Annotated in this window: 21 protein-coding genes; 5 read left to right on the top strand and 16 right to left on the bottom strand. The window is 73.0% G+C overall.

Annotated features, from left to right (window positions below; all coding sequences use genetic code 11):
• Positions 1–79: 79 nt before the first annotated feature.
• A complete protein-coding gene (locus tag FZ988_RS04980; RefSeq protein ID WP_149202888.1) occupies positions 80–820 on the top strand; it encodes a DUF4191 domain-containing protein in 741 nt (246 codons plus the stop codon).
• Positions 821–835: 15 nt separating this feature from the next.
• On the opposite strand, the gene FZ988_RS04975 is transcribed toward FZ988_RS04980, so the two are convergent.
• Positions 836–1,366 (bottom strand): RDD family protein, encoded by a 531-nt coding sequence (locus tag FZ988_RS04975; protein WP_149202887.1) that lies wholly within the window; start codon positions 1,364–1,366, stop codon positions 836–838.
• A gap of 149 nt (positions 1,367–1,515) precedes the next feature.
• On the opposite strand from FZ988_RS04975, the gene glnA reads away from it, so the two are divergent.
• Entirely contained in the window at positions 1,516–2,940 is a 1,425-nt protein-coding gene (glnA, locus tag FZ988_RS04970) for a type I glutamate--ammonia ligase (protein ID WP_149202886.1), read from the top strand.
• Positions 2,941–3,061: 121 nt separating this feature from the next.
• Here the strand turns inward: glnA and FZ988_RS04965 are convergent, their stop codons facing one another.
• The 14 genes from FZ988_RS04965 to ku form a co-directional block, all read right to left on the bottom strand.
• Complete coding sequence (locus FZ988_RS04965) at positions 3,062–3,901, bottom strand: hypothetical protein (protein WP_149202885.1); 840 nt, start codon at positions 3,899–3,901, stop codon at positions 3,062–3,064.
• A gap of 150 nt (positions 3,902–4,051) precedes the next feature.
• Positions 4,052–6,202: an alpha/beta hydrolase-fold protein gene (locus tag FZ988_RS04960; RefSeq protein WP_149202884.1), complete on the bottom strand. Its 2,151-nt coding sequence runs from the start codon at positions 6,200–6,202 to the stop codon at positions 4,052–4,054.
• 76 nt (positions 6,203–6,278) lie between these two features.
• Positions 6,279–7,145 carry an HpcH/HpaI aldolase/citrate lyase family protein gene (locus tag FZ988_RS04955; protein ID WP_246169219.1) on the bottom strand — a complete coding sequence of 289 codons (867 nt, stop codon included), beginning with the start codon at positions 7,143–7,145 and terminating at the stop codon, positions 6,279–6,281.
• A complete protein-coding gene (locus FZ988_RS04950; RefSeq protein WP_149202883.1) occupies positions 7,142–8,350 on the bottom strand; it encodes a CaiB/BaiF CoA transferase family protein in 1,209 nt (402 codons plus the stop codon). The genes FZ988_RS04955 and FZ988_RS04950 overlap by 4 nt, the downstream gene beginning before the upstream one ends.
• Positions 8,347–10,377 (bottom strand): SUMF1/EgtB/PvdO family nonheme iron enzyme, encoded by a 2,031-nt coding sequence (locus FZ988_RS04945; protein WP_149202882.1) that lies wholly within the window; start codon positions 10,375–10,377, stop codon positions 8,347–8,349. Before FZ988_RS04945 ends, FZ988_RS04950 begins: the two co-directional genes overlap by 4 nt.
• Positions 10,374–11,321: a ribokinase gene (locus FZ988_RS04940; protein WP_149202881.1), complete on the bottom strand. Its 948-nt coding sequence runs from the start codon at positions 11,319–11,321 to the stop codon at positions 10,374–10,376. The genes FZ988_RS04945 and FZ988_RS04940 overlap by 4 nt, the downstream gene beginning before the upstream one ends.
• Positions 11,318–12,808 (bottom strand): ADP-ribosylglycohydrolase family protein, encoded by a 1,491-nt coding sequence (locus FZ988_RS04935; RefSeq protein WP_149202880.1) that lies wholly within the window; start codon positions 12,806–12,808, stop codon positions 11,318–11,320. The genes FZ988_RS04940 and FZ988_RS04935 overlap by 4 nt, the downstream gene beginning before the upstream one ends.
• A complete protein-coding gene (locus FZ988_RS04930; RefSeq protein ID WP_246169217.1) occupies positions 12,805–13,971 on the bottom strand; it encodes an ADP-ribosylglycohydrolase family protein in 1,167 nt (388 codons plus the stop codon). Before FZ988_RS04930 ends, FZ988_RS04935 begins: the two co-directional genes overlap by 4 nt.
• A gap of 95 nt (positions 13,972–14,066) precedes the next feature.
• Complete coding sequence (locus tag FZ988_RS04925) at positions 14,067–15,365, bottom strand: ABC transporter substrate-binding protein (protein ID WP_149202878.1); 1,299 nt, start codon at positions 15,363–15,365, stop codon at positions 14,067–14,069.
• 28 nt (positions 15,366–15,393) lie between these two features.
• Positions 15,394–16,221, bottom strand: a complete 828-nt coding sequence (locus tag FZ988_RS04920; RefSeq protein ID WP_149202877.1) for a carbohydrate ABC transporter permease — start codon at positions 16,219–16,221, stop codon at positions 15,394–15,396.
• 1 nt (position 16,222) lies between these two features.
• Entirely contained in the window at positions 16,223–17,191 is a 969-nt protein-coding gene (locus FZ988_RS04915) for a carbohydrate ABC transporter permease (RefSeq protein ID WP_149202876.1), read from the bottom strand.
• Positions 17,188–18,222 (bottom strand): LacI family DNA-binding transcriptional regulator, encoded by a 1,035-nt coding sequence (locus tag FZ988_RS04910; protein ID WP_149202875.1) that lies wholly within the window; start codon positions 18,220–18,222, stop codon positions 17,188–17,190. Before FZ988_RS04910 ends, FZ988_RS04915 begins: the two co-directional genes overlap by 4 nt.
• 123 nt (positions 18,223–18,345) lie before the next feature.
• Positions 18,346–19,404: a PHP domain-containing protein gene (locus tag FZ988_RS04905; RefSeq protein WP_149202874.1), complete on the bottom strand. Its 1,059-nt coding sequence runs from the start codon at positions 19,402–19,404 to the stop codon at positions 18,346–18,348.
• A 3-nt stretch (positions 19,405–19,407) separates the two neighbouring features.
• Entirely contained in the window at positions 19,408–20,727 is a 1,320-nt protein-coding gene (ku, locus tag FZ988_RS04900) for a non-homologous end joining protein Ku (RefSeq protein WP_149202873.1), read from the bottom strand.
• Between the two features lie 134 nt (positions 20,728–20,861).
• Between ku and FZ988_RS04895 the strand changes: the two genes are divergently transcribed.
• Genes FZ988_RS04895 through FZ988_RS04885 form a run of 3 tightly spaced genes read left to right on the top strand, consistent with a single transcriptional unit; the run spans position 20,862 to position 23,586 of the window.
• On the top strand, positions 20,862–21,821 hold the full coding sequence (locus tag FZ988_RS04895; RefSeq protein WP_149202872.1) for an ATP-dependent DNA ligase: 960 nt from the start codon (positions 20,862–20,864) through the stop codon (positions 21,819–21,821).
• Positions 21,822–21,842: 21 nt separating this feature from the next.
• The gene (locus FZ988_RS04890) at positions 21,843–22,601 is read left to right on the top strand and encodes a DNA polymerase domain-containing protein (protein ID WP_149202871.1); all 759 of its coding nucleotides are present in this window, start codon (positions 21,843–21,845) and stop codon (positions 22,599–22,601) included.
• A 58-nt stretch (positions 22,602–22,659) separates the two neighbouring features.
• The gene (locus tag FZ988_RS04885; protein ID WP_188078972.1) at positions 22,660–23,586 is read left to right on the top strand and encodes a DNA polymerase domain-containing protein; all 927 of its coding nucleotides are present in this window, start codon (positions 22,660–22,662) and stop codon (positions 23,584–23,586) included.
• Positions 23,587–23,617: 31 nt separating this feature from the next.
• Here the strand turns inward: FZ988_RS04885 and FZ988_RS04880 are convergent, their stop codons facing one another.
• Positions 23,618–24,202, bottom strand: a complete 585-nt coding sequence (locus tag FZ988_RS04880; RefSeq protein ID WP_149202870.1) for a hypothetical protein — start codon at positions 24,200–24,202, stop codon at positions 23,618–23,620.
• Positions 24,203–24,281: the final 79 nt, after the last annotated feature.

Genomic DNA, 24,281 nt, shown 5'->3' with positions numbered 1-24,281 from the left:
GCGTCGGCGCACCGGCCCCCTGCGGGTCCCGGGACCTGCGGGTCGGACCGGCACCCCGGCACCACTAGACTTCTGGCCCATGGCCCGACAGCGCTCCTCCGCACCGACCCCTGCCTCCGAGGGCTCGGCGCCCAAGGCCGCCAAGGTGAAGAAGACCCGGTGGTACCACCAGGTCTGGCAGGCGTACCAGATGACCCGGCGCGTCGAACCCGCCGTCACCTGGTGGATCCTCGCGGCGTTCGTCGGGACCCTCGCGCTCGCCCTGCTCATCGGCGTCCTCGTCAACCAAGTCGTGTACCTGCTCGTCGTCGGCATCCCCTTCGCGGCGATGGCGGCGCTGTTCATCCTCGCGCGACGCACGGAGAAGGCCGCGTACCGCCAGATCGAGGGACAGCCCGGCGCGTCCCTGTCGGCGCTGCGCACGATCCGCCGCGGCTGGGACTTCCCCGAGGAGCCCGTCGCCGTCGACCCGCGCTCGCAGGACCTGGTGTTCCGCGGCATCGGTCGCGCGGGCATCGTGCTCGTCGCCGAGGGCCCGGGCAGTCGCTCGGCCAAGCTGCTCGACGCGGAACGCCGCAAGATCACGCGCATCCTGCCGAACGTGCCCGTGACCCTCATCCAGGCGGGGACCGGCGAGGGACAGGTGCCGCTGCCGAAGCTCGCGCGCACCGTGCAGAAGCTCAAGCCGACCCTCACCAAGCAGGAGGTCGCGGAGATCACCAAGCGGCTGCGTGCTCTGGGTGGCGCCCGGCTGCCCGTCCCCAAGGGCATCGACCCGTACCGCGTGCGTCCCGACCGCAAGGGCATGCGCGGCCGCTGACCTGCCGCGACCGGCTCAGCGCCGGACGATGGCGGTCCCGGCAGCGGCGTCGTGCATGCCCCTGCGGTCCCGGTCCCAGATCGCGGCGGGGATCACAAGACAGAGCAGGACCGTACGCACGACGCCGGCGAAGAGGCCGGGCGGGCGGACGGTCGCCGTGACCGGCTCGTTGCCAGCCGCTGCGTGAGCGTCACCGGACTTCGCGCCGAGATCACGCAGACGCACGACCTGCAGACCCAGGAGCCGGTGCCCGATCGTGTGGCCGAGCAGGCCGACGAGCACGGCCGTGGACCCGGCGAACACCGCCAGCGTCACCTCAGGCGCGCCGGCGAAGATCCCGCCGGCGCCACCGGGCACGGGTGCGAACGCCGCGCTCACCGCCATGCTCAGCAGCCAGTCGATCCCGAGGGCGCCGACGCGTCGCGGCGCGGAGCCCAGCGAGCCCCGACCGGCGGCAGGAAGGCCCAGCCGGGACACGCCGTCGTGCCCCTGACCGTCGGGAGTACCCTCCAGCCAGGACCCCAGGTCCTGTCGCCGTGATGCCATCGGACCAGCCTATCGACGGCGGCTCAGGCCGCCGCGTGGGGCGCCCGGTAACGCGGCGGAAACACGAGGTACACGGTCGAGAAACCCCGACCCCTTACGGTCGGAGCCGACGCCGCACCCGCGCATCGCGAGATCAAGGAGAGCACTGGATGTTCAGTTCCGCCGATGACGTCATGGCCTTCATCAAGGAAGAGGGCGTCAAGTTCGTCGACGTCCGGTTCTGCGACCTGCCTGGCGTGATGCAGCACTTCAACGTCCCCGCCTCCACGGTGGACGCGACGTTCTTCACCGAGGGCCAGATGTTCGACGGGTCCTCGATCCGCGGCTTCCAGGCCATCCACGAGTCGGACATGAAGCTCCTCGCCGACATCTCGACCGCGTACGTCGACCCGTTCCGCACGGAGAAGACGCTCAACGTCAACATGTCGATCGTCGACCCCTACACGGACGAGCCGTACAGCCGCGACCCGCGCCAGATCGCCGCGAAGGCCGAGGCGTACCTCAAGTCGACGGGCATCGCGGACACCGCGTTCTTCGCCCCCGAGGCCGAGTTCTACATCTTCGACGACATCCGGTTCCACACGAGCCAGTCCGAGAGCTACTACCACATCGACTCCATCGAGGCGGCGTGGAACACCGGGCGCAAGGAGGACGGCGGCAACCTGGGTCACAAGACGCCGTACAAGGGCGGGTACTTCCCCGTGCCGCCGGTCGACCACTTCGCCGACCTGCGCGACCAGATCTGCCTCGAGCTCGACAAGCTCGGCCTCCAGGTCGAGCGCTCGCACCACGAGGTCGGCACCGCGGGCCAGGCGGAGATCAACTACCGCTTCGACACGCTCGCCAAGTCCGCCGACAAGGTGATGCTCTTCAAGTACGTCGTGAAGAACGTGGTGCACGCCGCGGGCCGCACCGCGACGTTCATGCCGAAGCCCCTCTTCGGTGACAACGGCTCGGGCATGCACGTGCACCAGTCGCTGTGGAAGGACGGCTCGCCGCTCTTCTACGACGAGAAGGGCTACGGCGGTCTGTCCGACATGGCTCGCTGGTACATCGGTGGCCTGCTCAAGCACGCGCCCTCGCTGCTCGCCTTCACGAACCCGACGGTGAACAGCTACCACCGCCTGGTCCCGGGCTTCGAGGCGCCGGTCAACCTCGTCTACTCGGCGCGCAACCGCTCCGCCTGCATCCGGGTCCCCGTCACGGGCTCCAACCCGAAGGCCAAGCGCATCGAGTTCCGGGTGCCGGACCCGTCGTCGAACCCTTACCTCGCGTTCGCGGCCATGCTCATGGCGGGCCTCGACGGCATCAAGAACAAGATCGAGCCGCCGGAGCCGGTCGACAAGGACCTGTACGAGCTGCCCCCCGAGGAGCACGCCTCGATCCAGCAGGTCCCCGGCTCGCTCGGTGAGGTCCTCGACGCGCTCGAGGCCGACCACGACTACCTCACCGAGGGCGGCGTGTTCACGCCCGACCTCATCGAGACGTGGGTCGAGTACAAGCGCGCCAACGAGATCGACCCGATCCGCCTGCGTCCGCACCCGCACGAGTTCGAGATGTACTACGACTGCTGACTGCTAGCGGCTCGCGGGTCAGGACCGCAGCCGCGCCAGCTGGGACGACGCCCCGGCCACCCTCGTGGTGGCCGGGGCGTCGTGCGTCCGGCGTCGGTCGGCGTGCAAGTCGTCGAGACGGCTACTCGAGCCCGAGGAGGCGCTTCTCGTCGGTCGACAGGTGGTCGGGCTCCGGGACGTACCCGCTGACCCCTGCGACGGCAGCGAGCACGGTCCGTGCGACGGACTCGAAGGTCGCCGCGTCGCAGTCGTGAGCGAAGACCTCGGTGGTCCAGAAGATCAGGTCGCGGAAGAAGCTCAGCGCCATGTAGCCGGTACCGATGTCGAGCGTGAGCTGGTCGTAGACAGTGACGTTCCCGGCACCGTCCTCGCCCTCGTCCGTCTCCGGTGTGACGTGCAGTCCCGCCGACATGAGTCGCTGGAGGATCTCGCGAGACCACGCGCGGGCCTCGTCGGTCGTCGTCCCGTCGATCGGTTCCGGTCGCGGTGCCCCGCCGGGCGTGAGGTCGATCTGCCACCGCATGCCGTACCACGTCGGAGGCGCCGCCAGCGCGTCCGCCAACCAGGCCGGGGTCGCCGCGGGCGAGCGTGGGAACTTCTCGAGGTCGGCCGCGTAGGCGCTCGTGTCGAACTCCGCCTGGGGACGCCGGTCGTAGTTGAACTCAGCGGTGATCGTGTGGTCTGCGCGGACGACGACCCTCGCCTCGAACCACGTACCGGCACCCGGCTGGTACGAGGCATCGCGCAGGTCGGCGAGCGCCATGAGCGCCCCCATCGGCACCTCCTGCACGGGCGCCCGCTCACCGCTGGCTAGGCCGGACACCGCCGACACGTGCAGTATCCACCCGACCTGGGCGTAGTTGACGACGATCTCCGTCCACCCACTCGGGGCGACGGACGCGACCTGCGAACCGATGGTCTGGTAGAGCTCGGCCGACATCGCCGACGTGGGACCTGTCACCGCCACGACCTCCTCGGAGCGTCGCGGAGCCAGCGACGACCTCGCATGCTAGCGGGCGCCCGTCCTGGGCCGAGGCCGCGACGGCCGGCCACCCTCAGGTGACCGGGCCGTCGCGGCGTCTCGCCCGGACGCCACGTGACGCGTGCCGGGTCAGCCCACGCGCATCGTGAAGACGTCGCCCGCGCCCGCGTTCGTCGCACCCGCCGGCGCACCGAACGTCACCCCGGTGAGCCACACCGAGCCGTCGGCGCCCCGGACCGCCATCAGGTTGGCCTCGTCCCACTCGTCCGCGCCGTCGCGCTCGGTGGAGCCGACCTGACGGGCCGCACCCGGGGTTCCGTCCGCGCCCAGCGGCACGATCGCGACGTCCAGGCCGCCGGCCTGCACGCCCAGCGCGCCGTAGGTCGTGGCGACGAGCGAGAGCGTCCCGTCCTCCCCGGCCACGCCCGTGACGCCGCGGTCGTCCTGCGCGGTGCCCACCTGGCGGGTCCACAGCACGTCGCCACCGGCGCCGTATGCCCGCGCCAGGACGTCGTTCTCGCCGCGTGAGGGCGTCCCGAGGTCGCCCGCGGTGTGACCGACGGCGACCACGGAGCCGTCGGGACGCGCGACCAACCCGGTGACCTGGTCAGTCGACGACGTGCCGACCTGGTCGAGCCAGGTGAGCTCCCCGGCGTCCGTCAGGAGCGCGGCCCAGCCGTCGAGGCCACCCGCGTGCGCCTGCTCGGGCATCGCGCCGCTCGTGCTGCCGGCGACCCACACGCCGTCGGCGGTCGCAGTGACCGCGAGGCCCTTGTCCTCGCCTGCTCCCCCGAGCTGGCGCGACCAGAGGAGCTCGCCGGTGGCCGAGACGCGCGCGACGACGGCGTCCTTGTCCCCCGCGCCGGGTGTCCCGGCGAAGCTGCCGCCCGTGTAGCCGGCGACGTACGCGCCGCCCGCGCCGTCGGAGGCCACCGCGTAGAAGCGGTCGGCCGCCGAGCCGTCACCCGTCTGAAGGGTCCAGGTGCGCTGCCCGTCGGCGTCGAGCGCCGCCACGAACCCGTCGTCGGTCGCGCCCGAGGGATGGGCGCCGTCCAGGTTCCCGCGGGTGTAGCCGGCGACGAGGACGGACCCGTGCGCGCCGGGCACGGCGCCGTAGGCGCGGTCGTTGGCGGACGTCGCGACGCTCTGCTGCCAGGCGACCTCGCCGGCAGCGTCGCGGCGTGTGACGGTGACGTCGAGGCCGCCTGCGTGCGGGCGCCCGTCGAGCGACGCCCCGGCGTTCATGACGAGGGTCTGCGCGTCGGCGTCGACGACGAGGCCACCCGTGCGGTCGTCCGCAGCGCTCCCCGTGAGCGAGGCCTCCCACGGCTCGGGCTCGGCGGTGCGCAGGCGCGCAGACACGTCGACGAGACCTTCACGGAATGCCGGCTGCCACACGTCCCAGTCGTGACCCCCGTTGAGCACCCGCAGCTCGGCCGTGATGCCCGGGACGCGCCTGGCCGCGTTGTAGAGCTGGGCGGACTCCAGGTCGAGGTCGTGCTCCGCGTCGCGCGGGTCCGGGTTGGCCCACTCGTCGTCACCCACGGCGATGAAGAGGTGGACGGGCAGCGCGGGGTCGAGGTCGTCCATCGCCGCGGGGTACGCGAGCTCGCGGTAGCGGTGCGACGAGAACAGCCGGCGCCCCTCGCCGTACGCCCCGTAGTCGCGCACCGAGGAGTCGCGGGGCGGCTGCGGCACGTAGACGGCGGCGGAGAGGACGATCGCCGCGGAGAACGTGTCCTGGTGGGCCAGGACGAAGCGCAGCGCTCCGGCGCCACCCATCGAGTACCCGCCCACGGCACGCGCGGCGCGGTCGTCGGCGGTGCGGTAGGTCGCGTCGACGTGGTCGACGAGGTCCCGCGTGAAGGCCGTCTCGACGGCGACACCCGGTTCGCCACCCGACCGGCCCGGGCGGTACTTCGAGTCGGTGTACCAGTGGCCACGCTCGTTCCACGGGGCGTCCGGCATGACGACGACCATCGGCTGCACCGAGCCGCCAGCGATGAGCTCGTCGAGGTCGGTCGTGACGCGCTGCCACGCCGCCTGCGTGTCGCCGCGGCCGTGCAGCAGGTAGAGCGTCGGGTACTCCCGCTCGTCGTCGTCGTAGCCGGGTGGGAGGTAGACCGTGTAGTCGATCGTGCCCACCGCGGTCGAGGTCGCCTGGGCGGTGAGCACCGTGCCCTTCTCGACGGCGAGCGCCGGGACGGCGAGGAGGACGCCTGCGGCGGCCACCGCGGTGGCGGCGAGCGCTGCGACGAGGCGTGGTCGGGTCCGTGCCATGTGTCTCTCCTTCGAGAACCTGGGACTGGGCTGACGTGCGTGCGGCGGGTGGGCTGACGTGCGTGCGGCAGGTCGGCTACGGGAGGTGCGCGAGCGCGACGACGGTGCGGGCCTGCGCGACCATCGCGGCGTCGAGGAACGTGCCGTCGGCGAGCACGAACGCGCCCACGCCGGCGCTGTGGGCCTGCGCGACCCGGTCCAGGACCTCCTGCGCGCGCTCGACCTCGGCGTCCGTCGGGCGGAAGGCGGCACGTATCGGTGCGAGCTGGGCGGGGTGGATGGCCGCCCGGCCCAGGAAGCCGAGCGCACGCCCGGCACGGCAGGACGCGACCAGGCCGTCGACGTCGCGGACATGGGGGTGGACCGACATCGTCGGTGCGGGCAGACCGGCGGCCCGGGCAGCGACGACGACGCGGCTCCGCGCCCACGCGAGCCCGGCGTCGTCGCTCACCCCCAGGTCGGCGCGCAGGTCGGCCTCCCCCAGGCCGAGCGTCGCGACCTGGCCCGACGCCGACGCGAGCTCGAACGCGCGCTCCACGCCGAGCGCGGACTCGACGATCAGGTGCAGCGCGCGGCCGGGCAGCGTCGCGGCGAGCGCGCGCACGGTGTCCGGGTCCTCGACCTTCGGGACCCGGGCACCGACGTCGGGCGGCAGCGCGGCGACGGCGAGCACGTCGGCGTCGTGCCACGGTGTGCCACGGCCGTTGACCCGGACCTGGACGCGGCGCACGGCCGGGTCGATCGCGCCCAGGAGCGGGACCAGTGACTCCCGCGCCGCATCCTTGTGGGCGGGCGCCACGGCGTCCTCGAGGTCGAGGACAGCCACGTCGGCGTCGCTCGCGAGGGCCTTGGCGGCGCGGTCGGGCCGGTCCGCGGGCGCGTAGAGGAGCGTCAGGACGGGGCGGGGTCCGGGCGCCGAGCCCGGCGCGGGCACGGCGCTCACACCGCACCGGCCTCGCGCAGGGCCGTGACCTGCTCGGACGTGTAGCCGAGCTCGGCGAGCACGGCGTCGGTATCGGCGCCGTGCGCCCGTCCCGTGAAGGAGAGGACGGCGTCGTCGTCCGAGAGCCTGAAGAGCGGGCCCTGCATCCGCATCGGGCCCAGCTCCGGGTCGTCGATCTCGTGGATGGTGCCGAGCGCCTGGAACTGGGGGTCCGCGACGATGTCCGAGGCGTCGTAGACGGGCGCGACCGCCGCCTGCGCGGCCTCGAACGCCGCGACCACCTCGTCCCGTGAACGCCCGGCGATCCACCCGCCGACGGCCGCGTCGAGCTCGTCCGCGTGCAACGCCCGCGTCGCACCCGTCGCGAACCAGGGCTCGGCCGCGAGGTCGGGCCGCCCCACGAGGGTCATGACGCGCTCCGCGATGGACTGCGCGGACGTCGAGACCGCGAGCCAGTGGCCGTCGCTCGTGCGGTACGTGTTGCGGGGCGCGTTGTTCGCGGACCGGTTGCCGGTGCGGGGCTGGACGGTGCCGAGCTGGTCCCACCGGGTGATCTGCGGCCCGAGCATCGCGAGGATCGGCTCGATGATCGCGATGTCCACGACCTGCCCGCGCCCCGACGCGGCACGCGCGTGCAGAGCGACCATGACCGCGTACGCCGTCGCGAGGGACGCGATGCCGTCGCCGAGCCCGAAGGGCGGGAGGGTCGGTGGGCCGTCGGGCTCGCCCGTCATCGCCGCGAACCCGCTCATGGCCTCCGCAAGCGTCCCGAAGCCCGGCCGCGACCGGTACGGGCCCACCTGCCCGAACCCGCTCACGCGTGCGAGGACGAGCCCGGGGTTCGCCGCCGAGAGCACGTCGTAGCCCAGGCCCCAGCGTTCGAGGGTCCCGGGGCGGAAGTTCTCGATCATGACGTCGGCGCGCGCGGCGAGCCGCTCGAGGACCTCGCGGCCACCCGGCGAGCTCAGATCGGCCGTCACCGCGCGCTTGTTGCGGCCCAGCGTCTTCCACCACAGGTTCACGCCGTCCTTCGTGGCGCCGTGGCCGCGCGACGGGTCGGGGCGGCGCGGGTGCTCGACCTTGACCACGTCGGCGCCCATGTCGCCGAGGTGCATCGCCGCCATGGGCCCCGCGAACAGCGTGGAGACGTCGAGGACGCGCAGACCCGCGAGCGGGCCGTCGGCCGGGTCGCGCGAGACGCTCACGGTGCCTCCTCCAGCGTCCAGGCGCACCGGAAGCCGATGCTCGCGCTGCGTGCGACGCCCAGGCCGGGCAGCAGGAGCTTGAGCGCGAACGACGGGTCCTGCGGACCGCCGTCGACGTACCACTCCGAGCCCTGCGACACGTGGTCCGCACCGCCCTTGAGCATCACGAAGCGGCTGCGTCCGTCGCTGTGCTCGCTCTCGGTCCAGCTCCACACCCGCGGGCCGGGCGGTACGGATGGCCCGGACGTCGCGCGGCCGGTCGCCAGGGCCTGCGCCGCGAGCTGCCACTCGTCCTCCGTCGGCAGCCGACCGCCCCGCCACGCGCAGTACGCGCGGGCGTCCCCCAGGTCCACGTGGGTCACGGGCTCGTGCTCGCGGCCCACGGGCGGGCGTCCGTCGTCCCAGCCCGCCAGGAACCGGTGCCCGACGGCGGGTCGGTAGCCGGTGGCGGTCAGGAACGCGGCGAACTCGGCGTTCGTGACGTCGCGGGACGCGACGGCGACGGGACGCTCGAGGGCGCCGTCACGCTGAAGGGTCCGCGCGTCGTGCAGCCGCGGGGGCAGGGGCTTCCACTCGTCGACGTACGGCGCCCCCTGGTACATCCCGGTCTCGCGCGCCCGGTAGCGCACCGTGAGCACGTACTCCCCTGCAGGCACCACGACCGCGTCGCCCGGGACGTCCGCGTGGGCGACGGCCACCGGCGACGGCGGGCCCACGCGTCGGGCGACCCGGTGCGGGAACGAGGCGTCGGCGTCGTGCGGCCGGGCGGCGGCCGTCGCGCGTACCTGGGCGACCCACCCCGGCTCCGCGACACCGGGCGCGAGGTGCAGCACCGCGGCGACGCTCCCGGCGGGGACGACGACGCCGTCGGGCGTGTCCGGCCCGAGGAGGTCCACCACACGCCCCTCGCCCACCTCGACCCATGGCCCGACGGCGTCGGACGAGCCGCGGTTCGCGAGGGTCCACAACGTCACGCCGTCACGTGCGAACGCCGACGCGACCACACCGGCCTCGAACGCTCCCGGGGCGAGCGGGGCGAGCGGCGTCCACTCGCCGTCGAGGAGCAGGTCCGCCGCTGCGCGCTGGACCGTGAGCATGCGTGCCAGCGTCGACGCGTCGCGCGGGTTCCAGCCGACCCAGACGCCGAAGACGACCTCCCAGACCATGACGCCCACACCGTTGAGCCACGCCGAGCGCAGCTCCTCGCCGTGGTCCCGGTGCCACCGCCGCACGTGGTGCTGCATGTGGCGACGCTCGTACCAGTGCGCGCGCAGCACGCCGGGGACGGGGCTGTCGGCGAAGAACTGGGCCCACGAGAGCGCGTGGTCGGCGACCCGCGCGACCGGAAGCTTGGACTCGCCCTCGAGCACGACGCCCGGCCGCGCGCGCTCGAGCCGTTCGACGAGCTCCGGCTCGGCCTTCTTGAGGGTGTCGAGGAACACCCCGTCCGCCCCGAGGTCGGCGACGAGCTCGGCGAGCTCGGTCACGTCGTCGCGGCCCCGCCGGGTGCCGACGTCCCACGGGTTGTAGTCGACGAACACCCGCAGCCCCGCGGCGTGCAGGTCCGCGACGAGCCCGTGGATGCCGGGGACGTCCCGGTAGAAGTCCCACTGGTTGCGGTCGTCGATGCCGATGACGGGGTACGCGTGCCACAGCACGACGGCGTCCAGGCCACCGAAGCGCTCGGCGTCCGCGAGGAGCCGCTCGGGCGTGAACCGGTGCTCCTCGAACGAGTAGAGGAGCTCGTCCCACAGCCACACCTGCGCGACCGCGTGGCAGGTCGCGGCCCACGCCGCACCCTCGCGCCGGTACGCGGCGTCGCTGTACGCGTGGCGCACGCGGGCGTCGGAGCGCCACGTGTGGAGGCGCTCGCGCCACGCCGACCACTGCACGGGGTTGTCCGGCGCGGCGAAGATCTTCGCGTCGTCGAGGTCACGGAGCCCCTCGACGTCCGTCGGCGCACCGAGGTGGACGACCGTCGGCAGGTCGATCGGCCGCGGCACCAGGGGGTCGAACACGTAGCTCACGCGCCCTCCCCCATGCCACGGGCGGACGGGTCGTGCGGGGCGCCCGCCATCGCGCGGGCCAGCTCACGCGTGGCCGCGGCCGACGGGACGGCTGCCTGCGCACCCGGCGTCGTCACCGCGAGCGCACCCGCGGCGCTCGCGAGCCGCACCGCGTCGACGAGGCTCTCCCCGCGCGCGAGCGAGGCCGCCAGGACGCCGCAGAACGTGTCACCCGCACCTGTCGTGTCGACGGCCGTCACGCGCAGGGCCGGTACCTCGACCCGCGGCTGGCCGCGTTCGGCGACGAGGCACCCGTGGGAGCCGAGGGTCACGACGACCGCGGGCACCCGCTCGAGCAGGGCGGTCGCGAGCTCCGCGGGCGTGCCCTCGGTCTCGGCGACGTCCCGCGCCTCGTGCTCGTTGACGACGAGGAGGTCGACCTGGGACCACAGCTCCGCGGGCAGGGTGCGCGACGGTGCGGCGTTGAGCACGAACCGGGCGCCCGGGCGGCGCGCGCGAGCCGCGGCGACGACCGTCGGCAGCGGGATCTCGAGCTGGGCGAGCACGACGTCGGCCTGCCCGACGGCGCGGGCCCCGGCCGCGTCGAGCGTCGCCCGGGCGTTCGCCCCCGGGGCGACGACGATCGCGTTCTCCCCGTCCGGCGTGACGCTGATGAGCGCGGTTCCCGTCGCGGCGCCCACGCGTGCGACCAGGTCCGTGCGCACGCCCGCACCGTCGAGCGACGCGAGCAGCAGCGCCGCCGCGTCGTCCCGCCCGACGGCGCCCAGGAACGTGGTGCCCGCACCGCCGGCACGCGCGGCGGCGACGGCCTGGTTGGCGCCCTTGCCACCCGGGCTGCGGACGAGGTCACCCCCGAGGACGGTCTCACCCGCACCGGGGTGGCGCTCGACGGGGACGACGAGGTCCACGTTGGCGCTGCCCACCACGACGACCTCGCCGCTCATCGCCCGCCCCCCGTCCTCGTCGCGGCGGCGTGGTCCGCGCCCGCCTGGTCCTGCGTGGCCGCCCCGCTCCCGGCACGCACGCCCGGTGACGCACCGCGGGCGCCCGACCCGGCCGGGAGCGCCGCCTGGAGGGCGAGCGTGCGGTGCACGAGGTCGTCGATCGAGCGCTGCGCGCCGCCCGGCAGGGTCGTCGCGATGCGCCCGCGGATGGGGTCCGCCCAGCGCGCCGGCACACCGTCCGCACCGGCGAGCCCGCCGAGGACCGAGCCGACGGTCGCGCCGGCGGAGTCCGTGTCCCACCCTGCGGTCACGGCGGTGGTGATGCCGGTGCCGAGGTCGCCGCCGCTGCGTGCGAGCGCGTACGCGATCACGGCGGCGTTGTTGAGCACGTGCACCCAGTGCAGGTGACCGAGCTCGGCATGGAGGAGGTCGAGGCCCTGCGTGAGGTCGCCCTGGAGGGCCGCGGAGCGTCCGAGGCGGATCGCCACATCCAGGCGGCTGCCGGGCGGAACCACGGCGTGGGCGGCGTCGAGCACCTCGTCCACGTCGTCGCAGACGAGCGACGCCGAGCAGAGCGCCGCGGCCCACATGGCACCGTAGACGCCGTTGCGCGTGTGGCTCAGGCGCGCGTCGGTGTACGCGAGCCGGGCCGCGCCACGCACGTCGCCGGGCCTGACCCAGCCGTGCACGTCCGCGCGGATGAGCGCACCGATCCACTCGCGGAACGGGTTGAGGTAGGTCGCGGTCTGCGGGACCGGCCGCGCGTCGAGGACGTTCCGGTACGCGGCGCGCTCCGCCGTGAACACGCGGCCCGCGGGCAGTGCGTCGATCCACAGCTGCGCGACGTCGTCGGACGTGAACGACGCGCCGTGCCGCTCGAGCAGGTCGAGCGCGAGCAGCGGGTAGTTGAGGTCGTCGTCCTCGGGCATCCCGTCGATGTTCTCCTCGAGCGACGTCGGTGCGCTCCGCCGGTTCCACGGCCACCGCGCGGCGACGTCGTCGGGCAGGCCGACGGCCGTGAAGTAGCGGTCGAGCGGCCAGCGGCCCGCGGCGCGCAGGATCTCCTCGATCCCGGCCCTGGGGATCTTCTCGACCGGCTTGCCGAGCAGGCAGCCCGCCGCGCGGCCCGTCCACGCGCCGCGCACGCGCCCCTCGAGCTCCGCGCGCGCTGCGGGTGCGCCGGTGTCGGCCGCGGGGCGAGGCAGTGCCGGCTCGGGAGGCAGGAGCGCGACGATCGCGTCCCACTCGTCGGGCTCTGCGGCGTCCACCGGGCGCGCGAGCCCGTCGAGCTCGACGAGGAGCTCACGTGCGAGCGCGCGCAGGTCGGCCGTCGCAGGCGTCGTGCTGGCGCCGCTCACGGCGGGGACGAGGTCTCCCCCGGCAGCCTCCCACCGGGCTGCGACGTCGGCGACGTCACGCCCCTCGGCGGCTGACTGGACGAGCTCGTGCGCGACGAGGTCCTCGGGCTGGGCCCACGTGAGCCTCACGCCTGCTCCCCTCCCAGGAGGTCGGCGAGCGCCGCTGCCCGGGCCTGCGCCCGGCGTCGGTCGTCGGCGAGGATCTCGCCCGCGACCTCACCCATGAGCCGCCCGGTCGCCCGGACGTCCATCCGGCTCGCGGCCTCGATCGGGTCGAGCCACTCGGTGGGCACGACGTCGACCCCGCCGATGCCCGCCGCGAGCGCGCCCGCCATGACGGCGATCGAGTCGGCGTCCCGGCCGTAGTTGACGGCTGCGAGGACGGCACCGCGGAAGTCACCTCCGTGGCCCGCGAGGAGGCCGAGCGCCACGGGCAGCTCCTCGATCGCCTTGGTCCGCGAGGGGCGCCGGGCGTCGCGCGACATGTTGCGGTACTCCGGCCCGACCGAGTCGTAGGGTGCGACGGCCGCGCGGACGGCCCGCGCGAGCTCGCGCTCCTGCTCGTCGGTCGTAGGCGCAGCCCAGCCATGCACGGCGGCGACGACGGCGGCGATCGCGTCGGCCGTGCCGTCGTGCGCGACGTCGGTCGCCGCCGTCAGGACGGACGCGACGTCGGCGCCCGGGGTGACGCAGGCCGCGACGGCCGCGGCGAACACGCCCGCAGCCTCCCGGCCGTAGCTCGACTGGTGCGCCCCCGCGACGTCGATCGCCTCCGCGTACGCCGCTGAGGGGTCACCCGCGTTGGCGAGCCCGACGGGCGCCATGTACATCGCGGCGCCGCAGTTGACGATGTTGCCGACACCGGCCTCGCGCGGGTCGACGTGGCCGTAGTGCAGGCGGGCGACGAGCCACTTCTCGGCGAGGAAGACGCGTTGCAGGATGAGCGCGTCCGCCTCGAGCTCGGGGATCCACCGAGGCTCCCCGATCATCCGCGGCACGAGCTCCTCGGCGACCGCGTACGCGTCGAGGTGCGCGCGGCGCGCCGCGTAGACCTCGACCAGCGCGCGCGTCATGAGGGTGTCGTCGGTGATGTGCCCGTCGCCCTTGTGGTACGGCGCGATCGGTCGCGCATCGCGCCAGTTCTCGTGGAACGGCCCCACGATTCCGGTCACCCGGCCGCCGTGCCGCTCCTCGATCTGCTCGGGCGTCCAGCCCTCGGTGGCGCCCCCGAGGGCGTCGCCCACGGCCGCACCCGTGATGACCGCGACAGCCCTGTCCGCCAACCAGCTCACGTCCCGCTCCCTGCCTCGTGTCCTGCTCGTCCCAGATCCCTGCTCACCTGCTGCGACCGCGCGGGCCGGCATGCTCGGCCGGCCCGCGCGGCGGGTCAGGCGGTGATCTCGTCCCAACCGCTCTGCAGCGCCTCGGCGAGCCCGTCGGCGTCGATCTCACCGGCGAGGAACCGCTGGAACGCGGGCGTCGCCACGGTGTCCTTCCACTGCGCGTACGCGTCGACGAAGAGGTACGGCGCGTCCGTCATGTGCTGGCCTGAGGAGAGCACGACGTCCCAGCCGGGCTCGCCCTCGAGGTTCTTCGCCATGAGCTCCTGGGCCGAGCTCGACGCGGGGATGAGTGCGTCGGCCTCGTTGAGCGCGGCCAGGTTCTCGGCCTGCGTGAAGAAGTTGAGGAACTCCGCGGACTCCTCCACGTGCTCGGAGTCGATGTTGACCGAGAGCGTCTGGGGGTTCGCGGCCTGGCCGGCCCCGTCCGGGCCCTCGAGCGGCGGGAGCACGACCCAGTCGAAGCCCTCGGGCGCGTCGGCCGCGATGTTCGCGGCCTGGAACGAGCCCTGGATGGTCATCGCGATCGCACCGGCGTAGAAGGACGCGAGGACCTCGGAGCCCGACTGCGTGAGGCTCACGGGCAGGATCGAGGAGTCCTCGGTGCTCATCGCGCGCACGAGCTCGGGGATCGCGAGCTCGCCCTCGCCCACGGTGAGCTCGGCGTCGGCGCCCGTGCCCTCGAAGAAGGTGCCACCGAAGGCGGGGGCCATCGTCATGAACGCGGCGGTCGGGCTCTTGAGGCCCCAGCCGAGGCCGTAGGTGCCGCCCGTCGTCGTCGCCAGGGCGATCTCGCGCAGCTCCTCCCACGTCATGGTCTCGCCGCTCGGGATCTCGACACCTGCCTGGTCCAGCAGCGTCTTGTTCGCGAAGACCATGTAGGACTGGAGCTCGGTCGGGTACGCGATGACCTCGCCGTCGACGGTCACGCTCTCCATGATCCCCTCGGGCACGTCGGCCACGAAGTCCTCGGACATGTGCTCGGACAGGTCTGCGAGGTAGCCGTCGACGGCGAAGGGGACGATGCTCGCGGCCTCGTAGTGGATGATGTCCGGCGCCGCTCCGCCGTTGAACTGGGTGATGAGCTTGTCGTAGATGCCGTCCCAGCCGGCCGGGACGATCTCGACCTGCACGTCGGGGTTCGCCTCGTTCCAGGCGGCGACGATGGACTCGGTGGCCTCGATCGCCGCAGGCTGGTCGGAGAGGGACTGGAAGGTCAGCTCGACGGGCTCGGCGGTCTCGTCGACCGCCTCCCCGCCCTCGTCCTGGCCGCTCCCGCTGCATGCGGTGAGCAGGAGGATGCCGGCCGTGAGGCTTGCAGCGATGGAAGCGCCACGCTTGTGCATGATTCGGCTGCCTTTCGAGGGGATCGGTTCAACCTTTGACGGCGCCGGAGAGGAGGCCGCCGGTGAGCTTCTTCTGCATGAAGGAGAAGAAGACGATGCTGGGGATGGCTGCGAGCACGGAGCCCGCGGCGAGGGGCCCGAGGGCGACCTTGCCCTCACCGCCGATGAACATCTTGAGCGTGATGGGCAGGGTGTAGTTGTCGGGCGACTGGAGGAGCACGAGGGCGAAGAAGAACTCGTTCCAGGAGGACACGAACGAGAACATCGCGGTCGCGACGATCCCGGGCATGAGCAGGGGGAAGACGATCTCGCGCAGCACCCGGGTGCGCCCGGCGCCGTCCATCGCCCCGGCCTCCTCGAGCTCGGTCGGGATCGCCGTGACGTACCCCTGGAGCATCCAGAGCGCGAAGGGCAGCGTGTACGTGGCGTGCACGAGGGTGAGGCCCACGAGGCTGTCCGTCAGGCCGATCGTCCGCAGGATGAGGAAGAGCGGCAGGATGATCAGGATGACCGGGAACACCTGGCTGACGAGGATCCAGCCCGTCCCCACGGTGCGCAGCAGGCCCCGGAACCGCGCGAGCGCGTAGGCGGCGGGCAGTGCGATGAGGATGACGAGGGCGGTCGAGACGAGCGCGACGACGATCGAGTTCGCGGCCGACCGCACCAGGCCCTGCCGCTCGAGCGCCTCGCTGAAGTTCTCCCACCGCCAGTCCTGCGGGATCAGGTTGACCGTGAGCGAGTTCAGCTCGGCGGACGACTTGAACGAGGCGGACACCAGCCACAGGAGCGGGAAGCCGAGGAACACGATGTAGGCCGCCAGGGCGAGGTACTGGGCCGGCTTGACGAGGACTCGCACGTCAGCGCTCCTTCTCGGCACGGAACTGCGACCAGAGGTAGGCCGAGAGCAGCAGGACGACGACGACGACGAGGACGACGCCCATCGCCGCGGCGTACCCGATGTTGCGGTTCTTGAACGCCTCGAGGTATGTGAACAGCATCGGCAGCATCGTCTTGCCGCCCGGGCCGCCCTCGGTCAGGACGTACACGAGGCTGAACGAGTTGAAGTTCCAGATGAAGTTGAGCGACGTGATCGACGTGACGATGGGGCGCAGCGACGGGAGCGTGACCGCGGTGAAGCGGCGCCACGCGTTCGCGCCGTCCACGGACGCCGCCTCGTTGAGCTCGCCAGGGATCTGCTGGAGGCCTGCGAGGAGTGTCACGGTCGTCTGCGGCATCCCGACCCAGACGCCCACGACGACGACGGCCGGTAACGCGGTCGAGAAGTCGGCGAGCCAGTTGATGTCGTCGGGCAGCCCGAGCCCGCCCAGCGCCGCGTTGAGGGGCCCGGCGTTGGGCGAGTAGATCATCCGCCACATGATCGCCACGACCACGGGCGGCATCGCCCACGGGATGAGCGCGAGGACACGGGTCAGCCCCTGGAGCCGCAGGTCGGCGTTGAGAAGGAGCGCGAGCCCCATGCCCGCCAGCAGCTGGAGCACCGTCACGGACACGGCCCAGACCATCCCGATGCGGAACGAGTCCCAGAAGAAGCCGTTGTCCAGCAGACGCTGGAAGTTCTCCAGGCCGACGACCTCGTACTCGGGCCGACGGACCAGGCGGGCGTCGGTGAACGCGAGCAGGACGCCGACGAGCAGCGGGGCGACGCTGAGCAGCAGCACGGGCAGGAGGGACGGCACGACGAGGGCGATCGCCTCGCGACGCTTGGCGCGGCCGACCCCGCCCATGCTGCGCGCACCGCTCCGGCCGGGCCGTCTCCCGCGGCCACCGCCGGTGCTGGCAGGCCTGGTCAGGCTCGTGGCGGTCATGCGGCACCTCCGGCGTCGAGCGTCGACTCACGGACCTCGAGCGCGGGTTCGACGAAGACCCGCCGCGCATCTCTGCCCGGCTCCTCGAGGCGCGAGAGCAGCAGCTCCGCCGCCGCGCGGCCGCGTTCGCTCGAGCGCAGGGACACGCTCGTGAGGGTGGGCGCGAACACCTTGCCGATCTCCGTGTCGTCCATGCCGGTGACAGCGACGTCCTGCGGCACACGCAGCCCGAGCTCGCGGGCCGCCTTGATCGCGCCGATGGCGAGCAGGTCGTTCGCCGCGACGATCGCGTCGAGGCCCGCACCGCGCGCGAGGTTGCGTGCGAGCAGCGCGCGTGCGCCGACGAGCCCGGCGGTGACCGTGAAGTCCTCGGCGACCTCGGAGTCGACGGAGTCTCCCGGGTAGTCCTCGCGGCCCACGGCGAGGTCGAACCCGCGCTGACGGGCCTCACCGGGGGTGGTGTCCAGGGGGCCGTTGAGGAACCCGAGGCGCCGACGCCCCAGGCCGAGCACATGGGCCACGGCCTGGCCGATGCCGCGCGCCGAGTCCGTCGAGACGGCGTCGAACGCCTCGCCCGCGAGCGTGCGACCGATGACGACGACGGGCATCGACGCGGCCCGGAGCTCGGTCACGAGCGCGGCATCGACGCGTAGGGGGCTGATGACGAGGCCGTCGACGAGGCCCGAGGACAGGCCCTGGACCATCTCGATCGTGGAGCCCGTGGTGCTCCCGGTGGTCGCGACGACGAGGCGGTAGCCGCGCTCGGCGACCACCTCCTGGATGGCGGTGAGCATCTCGACGTACACCGGGTTGCCGATGTCCGCGACGGCGAAGGCGATCTGGAAGGTGCGGCGCAGGCGCAGCGACCGGCCGGTCGCGTCGGGCTGGTACCCGAGCTCGCGGGCCGCGGCCTGGACCCGGGCGACCATCGCGGGGCTCGCCCCGTTCCCGTTCAGGGCCCTGGACGCGGAGCCGAGCGATACGCCGGCGCGCGCCGCGACCTGCGGAAGCGTGACGCGGGCGGATGCCATGTCAGTCCCCTCGGCGGTGAGGTCGGGTCTGCGGGTCGATCGGCTGGAAACGTTTCCAACCGACGGCCTCCACAGTGGCACGCGAGGTGCAACCGTGTCAACGCCGCCTCGGCGCCGTCGGGCTCAGGCCCGTCGGTGCCGGCCCGTCCACTCGAGCAGCCGCTCGACGGGCCACGTCGTCACGACGCGCTCGGCCTCGACCCCGTGGGCGGCCAGCCTGTCGCAGCCGTCGACGAGCCAGTCGAGCTGGCCCGGTGCGTGCGCGTCCGAGTCGACCGCGAACAGGCAGCCCGCGTCCGCCGCGAGCGCGATGAGGTCGTCGGGCGGGTCCTGGCGGTCCGGCCGGCTGTTGACCTCGACCGCGACGCCCCGTCGGGCGCACGCCGCGAACACCTCGGCCGCGTCGAACTCGCTCTGCGGGCGCTCGCGTCCGCGCACGCGCCGCCCCGTGCAGTGACCGAGGACGTCGGTCGCGGGGTCGTGCACGGCCGCGACCATGCGACGGGTCATCGCGGAGCGCTCCATGCGCAGCTTCGAGTGCACGGAGGCGACCACCACGTCGAGCGACGCCAGGAGGTCCGCCTCCTGGTCGAGCCGCCCGTCGTCGAGGATGTCGACCTCGATGCCGGTCAGGAGCCGGAACGGTGCCAGGACCCCGTTCATGGCTCCGATGCGCTCGACCTGGGCACGCAGGCGCGCGGCCGACAGGCCGTTCGCGACCGTCAGCCGCGGGGAGTGGTCGGTGAGCGCGAGGTACTCGTGGCCGATCTCCACGGCCGCGAGGGCCATGTCCTGAGCCGGCGCTCCGCCGTCGCTCGCGTCGGTGTGGGCGTGCAGGTCGCCCCTGACCGCCTCCCGCAGCGCGCGCCCGGGCGCGGTCGCCGCGTCGAGGCGGGCGCCGAGGTCCCGCTCGAGCTCGGCCAGGACCTCCGGGGTGCCCCCGCGCAGGACCGTCGCGATCACGTCGGCCGTCTTCGCCCCGACGCCCGCGAGCTGCTGCCACGCCCCGTCCCGGACGTGCGTGGCCCACTCGACGTCCTCGAGCCCGGCGACCACGTCACCCGCGGACCGGTACGCACGCGAGCGGTACTCGGAGGCCTGCTGCCGCTCGAGGAGGAACGCGATCCGGTGCAGGGTGTCGACGACCTCCGCGCGTCGGCCGTCCCCCGCGCCTCGTGCCACGGGTCAGGAGGCCCGACGGCGCGCGGTCGCCTTCTTCGCGGGCTCCGCATCCGCTGCCTTGCTCGCCCGGCCACCTGACGCCTTGGCTTTCGCGGGCGTCGACGACGCCGCCGACCCGCGGGTGCCCGTGGAGCGTGCCGTCGACGCCTTCGCGGCGGGCTCCTTGGCCGAGCCGCCCGCGCTCCGGGAACCTGACGCCGTCGAGCCGGCCGACCCGCGCGCGGCCTCGGCCGTCGTCGCCTTGGCGCCGGCCCGGGTCGTGCTCGACCTGCCGGTGCTCGCCTTGGCCGTGCTGTCCTTGGCCGTGCTCGTCCTGGCCGTGCTCGTCCTGGCCGTGCTCGTCTTGGCCGTGCTCGCCTCGTCGGTGCCCGCCTCGTCGGTGCTCGTGCCGGCCGACCGCGTGCTCGTCCGCGAGGCCTTCGCACCCCCAGCCGACGCCGCGCCCCCGCTCTTCCTCGGACGCGACGAGCCGCCCGACGCCGCAGCGGCCGGGCTCCCGTCGGCCCCGGCCGGACGCGACGCCGCTCCCCCGGCCCGCGCACCGCGCGCCTTCTCGACGCTGCGCTGCAGGGCCGACAGGAGGTCGACGACCTCGCCCCCCTGCTCCCCCTCGTCCTCGGTCGCCTGGGCCACCTGGACGGTCCGCCCGGACGTCACCTTCGCCTCGATGAGCGACTCGAGCGCCGCCTGGTAGGAGTCCTCGAACGCGGACGGGTCGAAGTCCGCGGCGAGCGACTCGACGAGCGAGGACGCCATCTGGAGCTCCTGGGGCCGCACCTGGACGTCGGTGTCGAGGATCGGGAAGTCGGCCTCGCGCACCTCGTCGGGCCACAGGAGGGTCTGCAGGCAGATCACGTCGTCCCGTACCCGCAGCACGGCCATCGACTCGCGCTGCCGGAGCGCGACCTTGACGACGGCCATGCGGTCGGTCGTCTTGAGCGCCTCGCGCAGCAGGGCGTACGGCTTGGCGGCGGTCTTCTCCGGCTCCAGGTAGTACGTCTTGGCCAGCATGATCGGGTCGACCTGCTCCGCGGGGACGAACTCCTCGACCGCGATCTCGCGCTCGGTCGCCAGGGGGAGCTCGTCGAGGTCCTCGTCGGTGAGGACGACCATCCCGCCGTCGTCCGTCTGGTAGCCCTTGGCCATCGCGTCGATGCCGACCTCCTCGCCGCACACCGAGCAGACCTTGCGGTACCGGATCCGCCCGCCGTCGTCGCGGTGGACCTGGTGCAGCGGGACGCTGTGCTCACCCGTGGCCGCGTAGAGCTTGACCGGCACGTTGACCAGACCGAACGCCACCGCGCCCTTCCAGATTGCGCGCACTCGCCCACCTCCGTGTGCCGGGCCCCGGGGCGGGGTCGGCCGGGTCCCCGGACGTGCTCGCGCACCTGGAGGACGACGCGCGCGGTCTGGGTGCCGGTCGGCACCTTCCTGGGCAGGATGGACCCGTGCAGCCCATGCTCGCTACCCGAGCGCCCGTCGGATCTGCGCTCCCGCGCGGTCCGGAGTGGTCCTACGAGGTCAAGTGGGACGGCGTCCGGGTCCTCGCGGACACCACGAGCGGGACCCTGCGCCTGCGGGCGCGCTCCGGCCGGGACGTGACGGTGACCTACCCCGACCTGGCCGCGCTGGCCGACGTGCAGGGCGCCGTGCTCGACGGCGAGGTGGTCGTCATGGCGGGCGGGACCCCGTCGTTCGAGGCCCTCGCCGAGCGCATGAACGTGCGTGACCCCGCCCGCGCCGCACGGCTCGCGGCGCGCACCCCGGCGACGTACGTCGTGTTCGACGTGCTGACCCTCTACGGGGTGGACGTCCACCGGAGCACGTACGACGAGCGGCGCGCGATCCTCGAGCGGGTCACGCTGCCGGACCGCGCGCTGCTCTCCCCGGTCTACCCCGACGGCGACGACCTGTGGGCGGTGACGCTCGAGCACGGGCTCGAGGGCGTCGTCGCGAAGCGCCGCACGTCCACGTACCAGCCGGGCCGACGCTCGTCGGACTGGGTCAAGGCGGCGCACCGCGCGACCCGGACGGCCGCGGTCGTCGGGTGGCGCGCCGAGGGCCTCGGCCGGTCCGGCGGCGCGCGCGGGGTCGCCGACCCGGGTGGACGGCTCGGTGCCGTGCTGCTCGGCGCCCCGGACGAGCAGGGGCGCTGGCGCTACCTCGGCAAGGCGGGCAGCGGTCTCGCCGGACGGCGCGGTGCCGACCTCGTGCGCGAGCTCACGGGCCTCGAACGCCCCGGCCCGCCGCTCGAGGACGAGGTGCCCGCGCAGGACGCGCGAGGCGTGACCTGGTGCGAGCCGCGCGTCGGCGTCGACGTCCGCTACCTGCACCGGATGAACGGCGGACGCCTTCGCCAGCCCGTCGTGCTCGCGCTGCGCACCGACGCAGCCGTCGACCCCTGGGAGGTCCCGTGACGCCCCGACCGACAGCCGCCGATGCCCCGTCGGTGCGCCCGTGAGCCCCGACGAGGCCCCCAGTGGGTCGAGGTCGACGGCCGACGGCTCAAGCTCACGCACCTCGACCGGGTGCTCTACCCGTCGACCGGCTTCACCAAGGCCGAGATGGTCGACTACTACTCGCGGGTCGCGCCGGCGATCCTGCGCCAGCTCGAGGACCGACCGGTGACGCGCATCCGCTTCACGGGCGGGGTCGACGGCGAGAAGTTCTTCGAGAAGAACATCCCGCGCGGCGCGCCCCCGTGGGTCCGGCACCAGCGGCTCCACGCGAGCCCGGGGACCGACGACGAGGGCACCGTCGTCGACTTCCCGTTCATCGACGACCTCGCAGGGCTCGTCTGGGCGGCGAACCAGGGGGCCGTCGAGCTGCACACCCCGCAGTGGCGCGTGGGCCCGCGCGGCGGGCTGCGCAAGCCTGACCGGCTCGTGATCGACCTCGACCCCGGGCCGCCCGCAGGCCTCGACGAGTGCGCCCACCTCGCGCATGTCGTGGCCGACCGGCTGGCCGACGACGGTCTCACCACGACCTACCCGGTCACGAGCGGCAGCAAGGGCATGCAGCTCTACGCGCCGCTCGACGGGCGCCGCACGGCGGTCGAGATCCGCGAGTACGCACGCACCGTCGCGTACGAGCTCGCCCAGGCGCACCCGGACCGGGTCCTCGCGAACATGAAGCGCGCCCTGCGGCCCGGCAAGGTGCTCCTCGACTGGTCGCAAAAGGCTACCAGAGAGCACTAGAGCGTGGGGAAGGAACCGGGCCTGACCTGCAGCGATGCACCGAACGGAGGGATATGCAGTGGACGAGGCACTCACCGAACTGCGTGCCGGCGGAACGTGGCGGGTGCATGGCCGCGACCTCCGCGTCTCCAACCTAGACAAGATCCTCTTCCCCGGTAGGGGGGACGAGGCACCCGTCACGAAGCGGGAGTTGCTCGACTACGCGGCGGCCATCGCACCGACTCTGATGCCCTACCTACGGGGACGTGCCCTCAACATGCACCGCTTCCCAGACGGTGCGGCGCGCGCCGGCTTCTGGCACAAGGAGGTCCCGGCACACGCACCCGACTGGGTCTCCCGGTGGGTGGAGCCCAGGGACGGAGAGGCGCCCCGAACCCATCTCCTGGTCAACGAGCCGGCAACGCTGGTGTGGGCAGCCAACTTCGGGGCGCTTGAGTGGCACGCGTGGACGTCACTGGCCAGCGCCCCGGACTTGCCCACCTACGTGCTCTTCGACGTCGACCCCGGAACGGCGACTGCGTGGCCAGATGTCCTCCTCCTGGCGAAGCTGCACCGCGACGCCCTGGCCCACCTCAACGTCACAGCAAGCCCAAAGGTCACGGGCAAGCGGGGTATCCAGATCTGGGTTCCCATCGAGCCGGGGCCGACCTTCGACGAGACGCGTGCCTGGGCGGAGGCCGTCTCGCGCGCCATCGGCGCGGTCGTCCCGGAGTTGGTGAGCTGGCGCTGGGAGGTGCGCGGCCGTGACGGCTTGGCTCGCCTCGACTACACGCAGAACGCCGTCAACAAGACCCTCGTCGCCCCGTACAGCCCGCGCGCAACCCCCGGCGCTCCGGTGTCTGCGCCGATCACCTGGGATGAGCTGGATGACCCCGCGCTCCGCCCGGACGCAATCACCATTCGCGGCCTCGCGCGGCGCCTGGACGAGCACGGGGACCTCTTCGCGTCCGTACTCCAGCCCCAGCCACTACCGCCGGTGAGGTGAACTCTCGCTAGCACCACGAAGGGCCTCAAGCCTAACCCGAGGTTTGAAGACCGACCATCGCGCGCTGGATCTCGTCGAACAACTCCGTACTCGTTAAGCCGCTGGTAGCCCTGCACAAGAACTCCGTCGACACGGCAACGCGGGTTCCGCGCCGAGGATTTAGGAGGACCACCTCGTCGTATCCTCCTCCAGCCGCGTGGGCCATGGCGCAGTAGGTCAAGAGTTGTTTGAGGTCGGATGCCCGGAACGGTCTCGATACCGACTTCACTTCTCCGAGCGCCGAGCCGAAAGTGACGTCGGCACGAGCTGCGTCGACCACTCCACAACCTGGGACGAGAGGGTAGAACTCCACTGGCCCCAATCCGTCCAACAGGGATCTGAGACTCTTCGCCAGCGCAACACACTCCTGCTGCTCGTCGTCGTCGAGGTCGACGTCACCGGGCGGGTGCGAACGGAAGCGATTAAGGTATTCGCGTACTCTCGCCTCGACACTTGCTTCGATCGGTACGAGCAAGGCGCAGTCGGCCGCGACAAGGCCGAATGCAATCTCCGCTATCAACGAGTTGTTCGCAGGCTCACCACCCACCGTAGGGACCGGCGCACCCACGGGCTCCACTCGCGCATTGAGCCAATGCGTAACCGAATCCATCGTAGGGGTCAGTGAATTCCAGATGCTCGAAGTTCGAGCGAATGTT

Source organism: Actinotalea subterranea, assembly GCF_008364845.1.
Lineage (GTDB): Bacteria > Actinomycetota > Actinomycetes > Actinomycetales > Cellulomonadaceae > Actinotalea > Actinotalea subterranea.
Note: the sequence above shows the minus strand (reverse complement) of the source record. Positions and strands in the feature narration are given on the sequence as shown.